Origin of the sequence: Gluconobacter wancherniae NBRC 103581 (genome assembly GCF_007988885.1) — a bacterium.
GTDB lineage: Bacteria > Pseudomonadota > Alphaproteobacteria > Acetobacterales > Acetobacteraceae > Gluconobacter > Gluconobacter wancherniae.
This window is the reverse complement of record NZ_BJUZ01000001.1, coordinates 180,183-193,080: the sequence shown is the minus strand read 5'-3', so window position 1 is coordinate 193,080 and position 12,898 is coordinate 180,183. Positions and strand designations below refer to the sequence as shown.

Here is a 12,898-nt window from a genome sequence, read left to right as displayed (position 1 = left end):
CTTCAGAAACCACTCAGCACCATCTTGCCGATACCCTTGCCACTTTCCATCAGGGCATGAGCTTTTTTCAGGTTTTCAAGCGTGATGGCGCCTCCTTCTGAATGCAGGGTTGTCTTCAGAAGCCCGGCATCCACCAGTGACGCGACCTGAGCGAGAATGCGCCCCTGAACCGCCATGTCAGGCGTCTGGAACATTGGACGTGCAAACATGTACTCCCAATGAACGGAGAGAGATTTGCGCTTGAAGGGCATAATATCAAATTCACCCGGATCATCGATCATCGCGAGCGCGCCCATAGGCGCCAATGCCTGCACGATAGCGTCCCGATGCTGACCCGTACCATTCAGCCCTGCAACATAACGGACCTGAGGAATGCCTATGCGCTTGAGTTCCTGATCAAGCGGGCGCCTGTGATTGATAACATGATGGGCCCCCATACTCTGACACCACTCGACCGTCTCCGGCCGCGATGCCGTAACAATGACAGTCAGGCCTGTCAGCCGTCTCGCAATCTGCGTAAGGATAGAGCCCACGCCGCCTGCCCCACCGATGATCAGGATGGCGTCCTGATTATCCATTTCTCCCAGACGCAGACCCAGACGCTCAAAAAGCAGTTCCCACGCCGTAAGGGCTGTAAGTGGGAGAGCCGCTGCCTCAACATCCGTCAGACTTTCCGGGGCACGCGCGATCACCCGTTCATCAACCGCCTGAAACCGCGCATTACTACCATTGTGCTGCGCACTCCCTGAATAGAAAACCCGGTCTCCGGCTCGAAAACCCCGTACCTGACCACCGGCCGCAGCAACACGCCCTACAGCATCATAACCGAGTACACGCGGCTGACCGTCGGGAGGCGCAAGGGAGCGAAGCTTCGTATCCACCGGGTTGACGGAAACCGCCGATATTTCCACCACAACATCCCGCGGACCAGGCTCGGGCACAGGAATGTCAAATTCGACAAGCGCGTCACTTTCATCAAGACGCGTGGCGCGCAGATGTCCGAATGCCTTCATGAAGGACGTCCTCTTCTCAGAAACTACAGATCAGGAATGACGGTCCATAAGCATGTCCGTCACGGCACTCTTGAATGGCAGCAGACGGTTGGCCAAGGCCAGCCCGAGCTTTCGCGCAGCCAGAAAAGGTGCCTCGTCACGCGTATAGACAGTCGCAATTGTGTTGGTTGCAGCAAACAACGGTGCGGTGGCCACACGATGCACCCGGGCGAAATGCGCCAGAACGGAGGGCGCCCCCGCATCCCCAGGACCGTCAGCAATCGCACGCGCCAGAGTTTCCTGCCCTTTGAGCCCAAGGTTGAAACCATGAGCCGTAATGGGATGCATGCCAACAGCAGCATCACCGATCAGCGCAAACCTTGGCGCATGAAAACGATGCGCGTAAACCGCCTTCAATGGATAAACGCAGCGTGGACTTTCCAGCGTCATCTGGCCCATACGCTCGTGAGTACGCGCCGTAATTTCCGCGTTGAATGCGTCCTCATCCAGCGTTTTCAGGCGCGCGATCTCATCGTTCTCAAGCGTCAGGACCAGTGAGGACGAAGCACCGTCCCTGCCATCAGGTGCGATAGGCAACAATGCGATCGTCTGCCCTTCGTCAAACCACTGAAGCGCCGTGTTGGCATGGCCTGCAGGGTGATGCATGCGGCACACAAGAATGCTGCGCTGGAAATCATGAACGATCGCACCAATGCCCGCCGCATCCCGCAGGCGAGAAAAACGACCATCGGCCGCAATCAGGAGATCAGCTTCCAGAACGCTTCCATCTGCCAGCGTGACCTGAGCCATACGTGCATCATGGCGTGCCGTATCAATGCCCTGTCCCGCGCGAATCTCTAGACCCGGCACCGTGGCCGCCACACGATACAGCGCACGCCGGATCAAATGATTGGCAACCAGATGCCCCAGCGCATCAGGACCCGTTGCAGGAGCATCAAAAAGAAGCGGTGCCCCACCTGCCGCGCCGGTCTCGATACGGGCCGTATGCATCGGGCAAATGGAGGCTTGTGGAATCTGATCCCAGGCCCCGACACCCTTCAGCCAGTTAGACGCATGATGCGTTAGTGCGATCTCCCGGCCATCGAATGGTGGATTCGCTAGAACATCGACCGATGAACGCTCGACCACGCAAACCTTACGGCCGTCGCGGGCAAGAGAAATGGCACAGGCAAGGCCAACTGGCCCCCCACCGGCAATAATCGCATCATAGCGCATGGCTCAGTCGGCGTCCGCACCGAAAACTATGGTTTCGCCTTTCCAGATGGCAAAATAATCGTCGATATCCGGGCGCTTGCGGTCTTCGATGACCTTCTCCGGCGTACCCACGAATATGAACCCGGCTATGCGACCCGGCTCCGGCAGGCCAAGCGCATCCAGAAGGACACGATCCTCACAGAAAGGCCCCGTTACCCACATGCCGCCAAAACCCTCGGCGTGGAGCGCATTCAACACGTTCATGGCCCCCGCAGCCACCGTCATTTCCTGCTCGATGACCGGGATTTTGTGATCGTGGCGGATATGCATTCCAAGGGCGATGATCGCAGGCATGGTCGAAAAGCGATGATGACGCTTCTCCCGCTTGGCCTTGGGGGCATCAGGCTCCTGACGCTCCATGGCTTCCAGCACAAGGTCAGCAAACGCCTCACGATGCTTGCCCTTGATCACGGTATATCGCCAAGGTCGCAGCTTCCCGTGGTCCGGTGCCCGCAATCCTGTCGACAGGATGGTGCGGAGCTGATCTCCCTTCGGCGGAGGCTCAACGAGGCTGTCCGTCGAAGCGCGGGAGAGAAGAACATCGAGTGGGGAATGATGATGTGCCATTCTCAAGATATGGCGCGATACAGGCGCGACGCCAAGGGGGATAGAAAATTGGCAGTTCCCGGCATGACGGGAGGTGACAGAACACCCGGACTCGTCCACCTTGCGCGCGACTTTTGGCCCATTTCATTTCAGGTCAGCGTGGAAATCAGCCGCCCGCTGGTGTAGCAGGATCATCATGAGCATCAGCGAACCCCGTCAGGCCCGTCTGCATCGCACCACCAGCGAGACCGACATCACACTTTCCCTGTCCCTGGATGGGCATGGAACCGCACAACTGACGAGTGGCATCGGTTTTTTCGACCATATGCTCACAGCCCTTGCCAAACATGGCGGCCTGGATCTGGAACTCGACGTCAAGGGTGACCTGCATATTGACGGCCACCACACTGTGGAAGATGTCGGGATCGTTCTGGGGCAGGCATTTCGTCAGGCTGTGGGCGACAAGCGCGGCATCGAGCGCTTTGGGCACGCCCTCGTCCCGTTGGACGAAGCGCTGTGCGAGGCTGTCATTGATATCTCGGGGCGCCCCTATCTTGCGTGGAACGTAACCTTCCCCCGCGAGAAGATCGGCGAAATGGATACCGAGCTGTTCGAGGAATTTTTCCGCGCCTTTGCCATGTCTGCACATGTCGCGCTGCACCTCACCTGCAAGGCTGGCACAAATGCCCACCACATCGCGGAAAGCGCTTTCAAGGCTTTTGCCCGTGCCGTGCGCATGGCAGTCTCAGTTGATCCCCGCGCGCGCAATGCGATCCCTTCCACCAAGGGCGTCCTGTGAAACTCTATTACCCATGCATTGACCCCGATCACGCAGGCCAGAAACTGCCGGTAATGGTCTGTCAGGGTTTCTCCTGGCGTGTGCTGCTTTTCGGATGGCTCGGGCTGCTTTTTCACGGCGCATGGATCGCAGCACTGCTTACAGCAGCCGGGACAATTCTTCTGGGCGTCCTGATCCCCGGAAACTGGCATTTTGTCCTGATCGCGGCACTTCACGTCACGCTCTCGGCCTTCACGCCTGAAATCCGAATGTGGGAGCAGCGCATCAACGGTCACAGGATCGGCCAGCCCGTTGCTGCCACCAGCCCGGCACAGGCCCTTATGCGCTGGCTAGATCATCAGAAGCCTACCGCCACACCACCGGAGCTCCCATGCGCGTCGTTGTAATAGATTATAATGGCGGCAACCTCGCCTCCGCCGCTCAGGCTGCGCGCAAAGCCGCCAGCCTGAGTGACATCAGCGCAGACGTCACGATCACCCGCGATGCAGATGCCATCCTCAATGCGGATCGCCTGATCCTGCCTGGCCAGGGAGCCTTTGCAGACTGCGCAGCAGGTCTGGGAGCAGATCTGCGCTCCACACTGGAAACCGCAACGGCAAATGGCACCCCTTTCCTAGGGATCTGCGTCGGTATGCAGTTGATGTGTGAATACGGCCTTGAACATGGACGCACAGAAGGGCTGGGCTGGATCCCGGGCCATATACGACGCATGGACGAAGCTGCGGATGCCGGTCTCCGGTTGCCACATATGGGCTGGAACACACTCGATTTCGAGCCGGGCGCCCATCTTCTGACCAAAGGCCTGACGCCGGGAATGCATGGCTATTTCGTTCACTCCTACGCCCTGCATGACGGGGCTGCGGATGACCTGGTGGCATCTGCAAATTATGGCGCGCAGGTGCCCGCAATCGTGGCGCGCGGGAACCGTTGCGGAACACAGTTCCACGTCGAAAAAAGCCAGTCTGTAGGCCTGACAATCATGGGCAATTTCCTGAGGTGGGAAAAATGAGCGTTACCTGCGAGCGCATCACCTCGCATTTCTCCCCTGACGATCTGGAAAACCTGATCGAGGCCACAACGGCCGGAATTCTGGATGGCGGCGGTTTCGGCTGGGTGCAGCCGCCCGGCAATCAGGCGCTTGCGCGTTATTTCGAAGGGCTCCTGCTCGTCCCTGAACGCAGCCTCTATGTTGTGCGCGACGAAGGCGTCATCTGTGGGGCGGGTCAGGTCGTGCGGCCGCCAGCCAGCTATGAAGCCCATGCAGCCACAGCCAACATAACGGGCTTTTTCGTTGCCCCTTATGCCCGCGGGCGCGGCCTCGGCCGGGCTCTCGTGAAGGCCATGCTTCAGGGGGCTCGCAGCCTTGGCTGCAAAGTCGTCAATTGCGACGTGCGAGAAACGCACGCCACCGCTATCGGGCTGTTCCGCTCGCTCGGTTTCGAGCACTGGGGCACCCACCCATATTATGCACGGATCGGAGGCCAGACAGTGCGCGGACTTTTCCTGTCAAAGCTACTCGCTGGCGAGCACGAAGCAGCCCGCTGGCAGTCCAATATCGCACTACCGGACTCTGGAAGCTCCCCGGCACCAGCTCCTGCTGCTAGCCAAGACGCAGGCCTGACCCTCTATCCTGCGATCGACCTGAAAGATGGCGCCTGTGTGCGCCTGCGCCGCGGCGAAATGGAAGATGCCACGCATTATTCCGATGATCCCGCCGCTCAGGCACGGATGTTCGAAGAGGCAGGCTGCCGCCATCTGCACGTCGTGGACCTGAACGGGGCCTTTGCTGGCCGTTCCACCAATATTCCGGCTATCGAGGCCATTGTCGCGGCAACAAATCTTCCCGTTCAGTTGGGCGGCGGTATCCGTGACATGGCAGCCATTGACCGCTGGCTTGAGGCTGGCGTGTCACGCGTTATCCTCGGATCTGTCGCCGTAAAAGACCCGGACCTCGTGCGTCAGGCCGCGCGTGCATATCCCGGGCGCATCGTCGCAGGCATCGATGCGCGCATGGGCCGTGTCGCAACCGAGGGCTGGGCCGAAGTATCCGAACTAGAAGCGACCGATCTCGCGTTGCGCATGGAAGATGCCGGCGTTGCCGCCGTAATCTTCACGGAAATCACCCGTGATGGCATGCTCGCCGGCCTCGATCTGGACCAGACGGCCGATCTCGCACGGCGCCTCTCCATCCCCGTCATTGCCTCTGGAGGCGTGGGCGAACTGTCGCACCTTCAGGCTCTGCGCAACATTGCCCGTGATGTTCCAGGTATCACAGGCGTTATTGTAGGACGTGCCCTGTATGACGGACGGATCTCCCTTGAAGACGCCCTGAATGTGCTTGGCTCATGCTGAAGCTCCGCGTCATCCCCTGCCTGGACGTCAAGGACGGGCGCGTGGTCAAAGGCGTGAACTTCGTTTCCCTGCGTGACGCCGGTGATCCTGTCGAACAGGCAAAACTCTATGATGCGGCGGGCGCAGACGAACTGACATTTCTGGACATCACGGCGAGCGTTGAAAACCGCGATACCATTCTGGATGTCGTCCGCCGCACTGCAGAAGCCATATGCCTGCCGCTAACCGTTGGCGGTGGTGTCAGAACCTGCGATGACATGCGCCGCCTGCTGCTGGCAGGTGCAGACAAATGCGCCGTCAATTCCGCCGCGATAAAGCGTCCGGAACTGATTGCTGAAGCGGCTGAGCGATTTGGAAGCCAATGCGTCGTGGTAGCCATCGACGCGCGCTCAAACGAGCGTGGCGGCTGGGAAGTCTATGCCAAAGGGGGCCGAGAGCCCACCGGCCTTGATGCCATTACATGGGCCAGAAAGATGCAGGATCTTGGCGCAGGCGAAATCCTCCTCACCAGCATGGATCGAGACGGAACCCGCTCCGGCTTTGACCTGGATCTTCTCGACGCTGTTTGCGCCGCCGTGACGATCCCCGTGATCGCTTCCGGTGGTGTTGGCGAACTTGAACATTTTGTGGAAGGTGCAAAAGCAGGTGCCAGCGGGCTTCTGGCTGCCAGCGTCTTCCATTTTGGCCAATTCCAGGTGGGAGAGGTCAAAGCTGCACTAAATGAGGCCGGTCTACCGGTCAGGCTTGGGGAATAAAGACCATGGGTAAACCGGCAAAACGCGCATCTGTCGCCAAGGAAACCCCAGCAGAGGCAACAGTCGATGCACGCGTACTGCAGCGGCTGTTCGATACCGTCCTATCGCGTCGCGGCACAGATCCCAGCCTGAGCCATTCTGCACGCCTGATGGCCCGGGGCCGCAACAAAATCGCGCAAAAATTTGGCGAAGAAGCCGTCGAATGCCTGATTGAAGCTGTAAACGGCAACCACAAGGAACTCATCGGTGAGAGCGCTGACGTCCTCTACCACCTGATCGTCATGTGGGTAGATTCAGGCGTAACCCCTGAAGAAGTCTGGAACGAACTTCAGCGCCGTGAGGGCACCAGCGGGATTGCCGAGAAGGCTGCCCGCCCTAAAGAAAAGATCGGCTGAGCAGGAACCCTATGATGGCGTATGACAGCAGCAATATCTTTGCCCGTATCCTGCGGAAGGAAATTCCAGCGCGAACCGTCTATGAAGATGACTTCGCCCTCGCCTTCCACGATATCGCGCCACAGGCGCCAAAGCATGTCCTCGTAATTCCCAAGGGGCCATACATTTCCATCGCCGATTTTGGCGCAACAGCACCTTCAGATGAGATTGCAGGCTTCTGGCGCGCAGTCTCGAAGGTAGCGGAGCAGGAAGGCCTGACACAGGACGGCTTCCGCCTGATCAGCAATTCTGGCTCCAATTCAGGACAGGAAGTTCCGCATTTCCATGTGCATCTTTTCGGAGGCACAAAGCTCGGTCCACTCCTCGTGAAAAATTCCTGATAATAATACTTGCCAACAGGAATGAGGTCTTCTAAGAACGGCCTCGCTCTAGTCCCATTCGTCTAGAGGCCTAGGACACTGCCCTCTCACGGCGGCAACAGGGGTTCGAATCCCCTATGGGACACCATTGAGATTTTTTGATATTGTCATAATTTCTGCAATGGCTTGTTGAAGTCTCAAAAATCCAAAATCACAGCGATAGATCCGAACTCAGTTCGATAAATTACCCATGCTTTAAGCTTGGATGGTTACACTACGCGCCTTTCTGGACCAGTAATCTGGGCACGCTGGCTTCATGGGCCCAAACGGACCCCGCCTCAGAGAGTAGTGCGGACAATATCGTGGCTCTGACGCTGACACTCAATGCCACTGCGTTTTTCATACACTGGATTGCAGCTCAAGCCTGCGCCCTAATATCTCTGCTCTCAGCTATGCCAACGTTTCCCGAAATACCAGTTCAGGACCTTGAGATGGGCTGTCTCAGAATAATCTTGAGGATCAGGTAAGGGATGAAGAAATAGGCAATCTCGCAGACGAGAAGTACTTTAAGAAGCCACCCCATATCCACTTTCAGGAAAGAGTTTGCCAGCATATTGCCAAGACCCAGCATACATGCCGCACAGAAAAGTCCGAGTATATTACCGACGAGCCCACGCTCATTATTCATCTGATAAAGCGCTTCTGAAACGCTCCAGCGAGCTTGTTGAGGTGTGCTCATGTCTGCATGTTTCCTGATCATGAATGACTTCCCCCACTGGCAATCAACATTTCCACTCAGGAAATAAACACCGACAGACAGAGGCAGCCAGACTTCCGAACCTTTCGAAGGGGTGTATCGCGAGGGGGGCCACAACACAACAAATTCGCAAGGCACTTCCACCACTCCCGATATCGGTATGCTTTGAAGTGTTGTAGAGAGGCGCAGCCACCTCCTTCCGAAATTGGACTTACCCGCCACATGCTTCAGATCGACAGTCTCGTTTTTAACGCCTGGGGACGCCAGTTCTTCAACCGTGCCAGCGTGACGCTTCCCAACCCATCCAAGGTATCTCTTGTCGGACGGAACGGCGTTGGAAAATCGACGTTGTTCAAACTGATCAAGGGTGAGCTTCAGCCAGATTCAGGTGAAATCTCGATCCCCAAAGCTGCACGCGTTGCGGCCGTTGATCAGGAACATCCCGCGACACCCATCAGCCTTATCGACACCATTCTGGCCGCTGATCTGGAGCGCGCCGCTCTCATGGCCGAGCTTGAGACTGCTGATCCGGATCGCATGGGCGATATCTGGATGCGCCTGATCGAGATTGACGCAGACAGCGCCCCTTCCCGCGCGGCTGAAATTCTGAGTGGTCTGGGCTTCTCCACAGCCGACCTGGAACGACCGATGGCAGAGTTCTCGGGTGGCTGGCGTATGCGCGTTGCCCTTGCTGCGGCCCTGTTCTCCGAGCCCGATCTGCTTCTTCTCGATGAGCCCACGAACTACCTCGATCTTGAAGGGGCATTATGGCTCGAGGCACGCCTTGAGCGTTATCCGCATTCTGCCCTCATCATCAGCCATGATCGTGAGTTGCTCAACAATTCCGTTGGGTTCACGCTACATGTTTCAGAAGGAAAGCTGGAGCTCTACACCGGCGGCTATGATGATTTCGAACGTCAACGTGCCGAAAAAATCCGCCTCCAGAGCGCGACGAAAGCAAAGCAGGAAGCCGAGCGCGCCCATCTGCAATCGTTCGTGGATCGCTTCAAAGCGTCTGCTGCGAAGGCGGCTCAGGCTCAGAGCCGCGTTAAGAGACTGGCCAAGCTGGCACCGATCGAAACCACCATTGAAGCACAGGTTTCGCCGTTTCTTTTGCCATCTCCCGTGCGCCCGCTGGCTCCACCGCTTCTGCGTCTGGAAAATGTAGATGTTGGTTACGGCGATGATCCGGCCATCCTGCGAAATCTCGATCTGCGCCTCGATGTAGATGATCGTATCGGTCTTCTGGGCGTGAACGGCGCGGGTAAATCCACATTCGCGAAGATGGTCGCTGGCGCTCTGCAGGCGCGCTCGGGTCATGTTTCGCGCTCTCCGCGCCTGGAAGTCGGCTGGTTTCATCAGCATCAGATCGAAGCGCTGGACCCCAACCAAACTCCACTCGACATCATGCGTGAAGCTCGCCCCACCGATAGCGATCAATCACATCGCTCACGTCTGGCGCAGTTTGGCATCCATTTTGAAAAGCAGGGCACCAAGGTTGAGGCCCTTTCGGGCGGCGAGCGCGCGCGTCTGCTGCTCAATATCGTCGCGATGGCCGCCCCCCATCTGCTAATTCTCGATGAGCCGACAAACCATCTTGATATCGACAGTCGTCGCGCATTGCTGGATGCGCTGAATGAGTATGAGGGAGCCGTCATTCTCATCACTCATGATCGCTCGCTGATGGAACTGGTTGCCGACCGTCTATGGCTCGCATCTGACAACCAGATTGTACCATTTGAGGGCGATATGGACGACTACGCCCGCTTTGTGCTGGATCGCGCTAAAGGTGGCACATCCGCTCCTTCTCAGGCGGCCTCTAAAGAAAAGCGCAAAAAGAAAAATAAGAAATAAAAGTTCTGTTCTGTTTCAGAACGGACATTGGATAGCGGCAGGAAAACATTCGCATGTCCTGCCGCCACCATTTACACCTGTCTTGACGGCTCACTCGGGCTAGTCTTTAAACAAGGACGCGCTCCGCTTAGCGCAATGACGCTGAAGCTGCCTCTCTCCGGGCAAGAGAAATCGTAAAAAGAAAAACGCATAGACCCGCGACAGAGAGCGCTGCACCGCTCCACCCGATCGCACTATACCCATAACCCGCCTCCAGCAGAACGCTGCCCAGCGCTGCACCAACTGCGTTGGCCGTGTTGAAAGCGGAGTGATTCAGCGATGCTGCCAGTGTCTGTGCATCTCCCGCCACATCCATCAGCCGTGTCTGCATTGCAGGCCCGAGAGCAATCATGAAGGCCGGCAGGACAAAAACGTCTACCAGCAATCCCCACGGGTGATTGACCAGCCCGGCAAAGGCCATCATGGCAAACGTCGTCCCCACCAAAGCACCTATTGCCGTTAGATCAAGATTACGATCGACCATGAAGGCGCCGATATGCGTTCCGGCCAGCATCCCGCAACCCCAGACGATCATGTATGCCATCACGGCCCAACCGGGCAAATGCAGGACATGCGTGAGAATTGCGGTGAGGAAAGTGTAAGCACCAAACATGCCACCGAAACCTACAGCGCATGTGAGCAGTGTCAGCAGAACCTGTGGACGCCGAAATGCCGTAAGTTCGCTCAATGCGCTCCGCCCTGCACGGGGCGGATCAGAAGGCAGATAGCGCCAGAGCCCCGCGAAAATCACGCAACCAGCAAGACCTATGAGAAGGTATGCTGTCCGCCAGCCCAGATGGATGGCCGCAAAAGTCGAAAAAGGCGCCCCGATCACTGTGGACATTGCAATCCCGGACAGAACACGCCCTACCGCACGCCCACGCCGCGCACGTTCCACGAGCGAAGCCGCCACAAGCGCGGAGACACCGAACAGCGCGCCATGTGGAAGTCCCGTTATGAAACGCGCCAGTTCGACAAGCCCCATGCTCGGCATCACGACCGTCATAAAATTACCGATGCAGAACAGAGAGATCAAAATGAGGAGCAAACTCCGCTTCGGCAGAGCTGACCCCACGATCGCGAAGGCTGGCGCACCGAGCACAACACCCAGCGCATACGCCGAAATGGCGTACCCTGCGGACGCAGGGGTCACACTCATTGAACTGGCAAATTGCGGCAACATGCCCATGATTGCGAATTCGCCGGTCCCTACAACGAAAGTGCAGGCCATCAGCGTCATCATGGCCGCGCCGACACCGTGAGGCGCCACCGAGCGCGTAAGATCGCCGGGCAAGTGAGTGTTTTCCATATTCACAAGTATTTCCGTGTTGAGCCGCACCACGATGCCTGCGACGCGCGTCGTTTAACATAGCTCAATACAAACGAAACCTTATACTATTGTTGCAAAGCCAAAGGAGTCGGGACAAAGACGCAGCAGGAGCTTTAAAGCTTCACGATCCAGAGACGAACGCTCGACAATAATAGAACAGGCAGTGTCGAGACTCTTTACAGGATGCTTGTTTTACGGCGCTGACCGATCGGTCATTCTTACTCTTCCCCTGAGAGGCATTCCGCCATACACAATGAGTAATGACGATCTGAGAAAGCGAGACGACGCTTGCAACAGTCACGGGTATCAGGACCAGAAACACAGGCGGCGCCACAATGGCAGCTTGATACACGCGACAATGCGAGCATTCTGACCCTGAGCGGCACATGGCTTGCTCGAACTGGTAATATTCCTGCATTCCCCGAGAACGGCCTCGCCAAGGCACACAAGGGCACCCAGCTTTCGTTCGATACCGCGCACATAACAGACTGGGATACTGGTCTGATCGCATTTTTATGGGACCTGAAGCGCGTAGGGCATGATGCGGACATCGCTCTGGACATGCAGTCCCTGCCTGCTCCTGTCCGGCAGTTGTTGCAACTCCTGCCTGATGCGCCGCAGGACGCGCCAGCACCACATGCAAAGCGCATGCCTGTTCTGGAAAAAATCGGGCAAAGCAGCATCAGTAGTCTGGAGGAAGTCGGCACCGTATCCGAACTCGCAGCGCTGACAGCCAAAGGCGCTTTTCAGGCAGTCCGCGGGCGCAGCCGGATGCGCTTTGTGGACATTCTGGCGAACACTGCAGATGCAGGCCCCTACGCCCTGCTGATTGTTGGCGTCGTGAATTTCCTGATTGGCGCAATTCTGGCATTCGTAGGCGCTGTTGAACTTCAGAAATTCGCAGCTGGCGTTTATGTCGCAAGCCTCGTTGGGATTGCGATGGTTCGTGAAATGGCAGCGGTCATGACGGCCATCATCATGGCTGGCCGCACCGGAGGTTCCTACGCCGCACGCATTTCCACCATGCAGGGCAACGAAGAAATTGATGCCTTGAACGTGTTCGGCATTACGCCTTCAACCTATCTGATCCTGCCTGCAGTCCTGTCGCTCGTGATCACCATGCCGTTCCTATATCTGTATGGATGCCTGATAGGCATTCTCGGCGGCTTTATCGTGTCAATCTCCATGCTGGACCTCACACCTGCGGGATATTTCCATCAGACGTTCATTTCATTTGGTGTGGGCCAGTTCGTATTTGGCTTCGTCAAAAGTATTGTCTTTGGAGCGTTCATCGGCCTCACGAGTTGCCGGATAGGCCTGAAGGCCGGACGATCTGCTGCGGATGTCGGAATTGCCGCCACCCGGGCGGTCGTTGTGGGGATTGTGGGTGTCATCGCCATTGATGCCATTTTTGCGGTTCTGGCCGATGTCATCGGGATTTAAGA

Annotated in this window: 14 protein-coding genes and 1 tRNA gene; 10 read left to right on the top strand and 5 right to left on the bottom strand. The window is 57.3% G+C overall.

Annotated features, from left to right (window positions below; translation table 11 throughout):
* Positions 1 to 2: 2 nt before the first annotated feature.
* From GWA01_RS00875 to GWA01_RS00865, 3 genes are read right to left on the bottom strand one after another with little or no spacing between them, the layout of a single operon-like run.
* Complete coding sequence (locus tag GWA01_RS00875; RefSeq protein WP_146793103.1) at positions 3 to 1,013, bottom strand: zinc-binding alcohol dehydrogenase family protein; 1,011 nt, start codon at positions 1,011 to 1,013, stop codon at positions 3 to 5.
* Positions 1,014 to 1,043: 30 nt separating this feature from the next.
* Positions 1,044 to 2,228 carry a 5-demethoxyubiquinol-8 5-hydroxylase UbiM gene (gene ubiM / locus GWA01_RS00870; RefSeq protein WP_146793101.1) on the bottom strand — a complete coding sequence of 395 codons (1,185 nt, stop codon included), beginning with the start codon at positions 2,226 to 2,228 and terminating at the stop codon, positions 1,044 to 1,046.
* Positions 2,229 to 2,231: 3 nt separating this feature from the next.
* Entirely contained in the window at positions 2,232 to 2,834 is a 603-nt protein-coding gene (locus GWA01_RS00865) for a nitroreductase family protein (protein ID WP_146793099.1), read from the bottom strand.
* A 175-nt stretch (positions 2,835 to 3,009) separates the two neighbouring features.
* On the opposite strand from GWA01_RS00865, the gene hisB reads away from it, so the two are divergent.
* From hisB to GWA01_RS00825, 8 genes are all read left to right on the top strand, one after another.
* Positions 3,010 to 3,612 (top strand): imidazoleglycerol-phosphate dehydratase HisB, encoded by a 603-nt coding sequence (gene hisB, locus GWA01_RS00860; RefSeq protein ID WP_228118258.1) that lies wholly within the window; start codon positions 3,010 to 3,012, stop codon positions 3,610 to 3,612.
* Positions 3,609 to 3,998, top strand: coding sequence for a hypothetical protein (locus GWA01_RS00855; RefSeq protein ID WP_146793097.1), 390 nt, complete (start codon positions 3,609 to 3,611; stop codon positions 3,996 to 3,998). The genes hisB and GWA01_RS00855 overlap by 4 nt, the downstream gene beginning before the upstream one ends.
* Entirely contained in the window at positions 3,983 to 4,621 is a 639-nt protein-coding gene (hisH, locus tag GWA01_RS00850) for an imidazole glycerol phosphate synthase subunit HisH (protein ID WP_146793095.1), read from the top strand. The genes GWA01_RS00855 and hisH overlap by 16 nt, the downstream gene beginning before the upstream one ends.
* Complete coding sequence (gene hisA, locus GWA01_RS00845) at positions 4,618 to 5,964, top strand: 1-(5-phosphoribosyl)-5-[(5-phosphoribosylamino)methylideneamino]imidazole-4-carboxamide isomerase (RefSeq protein ID WP_186819414.1); 1,347 nt, start codon at positions 4,618 to 4,620, stop codon at positions 5,962 to 5,964. The genes hisH and hisA overlap by 4 nt, the downstream gene beginning before the upstream one ends.
* Positions 5,958 to 6,719, top strand: coding sequence for an imidazole glycerol phosphate synthase subunit HisF (gene hisF, locus GWA01_RS00840; RefSeq protein WP_146793091.1), 762 nt, complete (start codon positions 5,958 to 5,960; stop codon positions 6,717 to 6,719). Before hisA ends, hisF begins: the two co-directional genes overlap by 7 nt.
* Positions 6,720 to 6,724: 5 nt before the next feature.
* On the top strand, positions 6,725 to 7,114 hold the full coding sequence (locus tag GWA01_RS00835) for a phosphoribosyl-ATP diphosphatase (protein WP_186819413.1): 390 nt from the start codon (positions 6,725 to 6,727) through the stop codon (positions 7,112 to 7,114).
* 14 nt (positions 7,115 to 7,128) lie between these two features.
* The gene (locus GWA01_RS00830; protein WP_146795372.1) at positions 7,129 to 7,494 is read left to right on the top strand and encodes a histidine triad nucleotide-binding protein; all 366 of its coding nucleotides are present in this window, start codon (positions 7,129 to 7,131) and stop codon (positions 7,492 to 7,494) included.
* 51 nt (positions 7,495 to 7,545) lie between these two features.
* Positions 7,546 to 7,621, top strand: a tRNA-Glu gene (locus GWA01_RS00825).
* 330 nt (positions 7,622 to 7,951) lie between these two features.
* On the opposite strand, the gene GWA01_RS00820 is transcribed toward GWA01_RS00825, so the two are convergent.
* Positions 7,952 to 8,212 (bottom strand): hypothetical protein, encoded by a 261-nt coding sequence (locus GWA01_RS00820; protein ID WP_146793089.1) that lies wholly within the window; start codon positions 8,210 to 8,212, stop codon positions 7,952 to 7,954.
* Positions 8,213 to 8,452: 240 nt separating this feature from the next.
* On the opposite strand from GWA01_RS00820, the gene GWA01_RS00815 reads away from it, so the two are divergent.
* The gene (locus GWA01_RS00815; RefSeq protein ID WP_146793087.1) at positions 8,453 to 10,084 is read left to right on the top strand and encodes an ABC-F family ATP-binding cassette domain-containing protein; all 1,632 of its coding nucleotides are present in this window, start codon (positions 8,453 to 8,455) and stop codon (positions 10,082 to 10,084) included.
* Between the two features lie 127 nt (positions 10,085 to 10,211).
* Here the strand turns inward: GWA01_RS00815 and GWA01_RS00810 are convergent, their stop codons facing one another.
* Complete coding sequence (locus GWA01_RS00810; RefSeq protein ID WP_146793085.1) at positions 10,212 to 11,432, bottom strand: MFS transporter; 1,221 nt, start codon at positions 11,430 to 11,432, stop codon at positions 10,212 to 10,214.
* A gap of 309 nt (positions 11,433 to 11,741) precedes the next feature.
* Here GWA01_RS00810 and GWA01_RS00805 point away from each other — a divergent pair, with 309 nt between their 5' ends.
* On the top strand, positions 11,742 to 12,896 hold the full coding sequence (locus GWA01_RS00805; RefSeq protein WP_146793083.1) for an MlaE family ABC transporter permease: 1,155 nt from the start codon (positions 11,742 to 11,744) through the stop codon (positions 12,894 to 12,896).
* Positions 12,897 to 12,898: the final 2 nt, after the last annotated feature.

Excerpts from the sequence above, each read along its gene's own strand:
- hisA (WP_186819414.1), top strand. The coding sequence starts at position 4,618 with ATGAGCGTTACCTGCGAGCGCATCACCTCGCATTTCTCCCCTGACGAT.
- GWA01_RS00875 (WP_146793103.1), bottom strand. The coding sequence starts at position 1,013 with ATGAAGGCATTCGGACATCTGCGCGCCACGCGTCTTGATGAAAGTGAC.
- GWA01_RS00830 (WP_146795372.1), top strand. The coding sequence starts at position 7,129 with ATGGCGTATGACAGCAGCAATATCTTTGCCCGTATCCTGCGGAAGGAA.
- GWA01_RS00810 (WP_146793085.1), bottom strand. The coding sequence starts at position 11,432 with ATGGAAAACACTCACTTGCCCGGCGATCTTACGCGCTCGGTGGCGCCT.
- hisH (WP_146793095.1), top strand. The coding sequence starts at position 3,983 with ATGCGCGTCGTTGTAATAGATTATAATGGCGGCAACCTCGCCTCCGCC.
- ubiM (WP_146793101.1), bottom strand. The coding sequence starts at position 2,228 with ATGCGCTATGATGCGATTATTGCCGGTGGGGGGCCAGTTGGCCTTGCC.
- hisF (WP_146793091.1), top strand. The coding sequence starts at position 5,958 with ATGCTGAAGCTCCGCGTCATCCCCTGCCTGGACGTCAAGGACGGGCGC.
- GWA01_RS00865 (WP_146793099.1), bottom strand. The coding sequence starts at position 2,834 with ATGGCACATCATCATTCCCCACTCGATGTTCTTCTCTCCCGCGCTTCG.
- GWA01_RS00835 (WP_186819413.1), top strand. The coding sequence starts at position 6,725 with ATGGGTAAACCGGCAAAACGCGCATCTGTCGCCAAGGAAACCCCAGCA.
- GWA01_RS00815 (WP_146793087.1), top strand. The coding sequence starts at position 8,453 with ATGCTTCAGATCGACAGTCTCGTTTTTAACGCCTGGGGACGCCAGTTC.
- GWA01_RS00820 (WP_146793089.1), bottom strand. The coding sequence starts at position 8,212 with ATGAGCACACCTCAACAAGCTCGCTGGAGCGTTTCAGAAGCGCTTTAT.
- hisB (WP_228118258.1), top strand. The coding sequence starts at position 3,010 with ATGAGCATCAGCGAACCCCGTCAGGCCCGTCTGCATCGCACCACCAGC.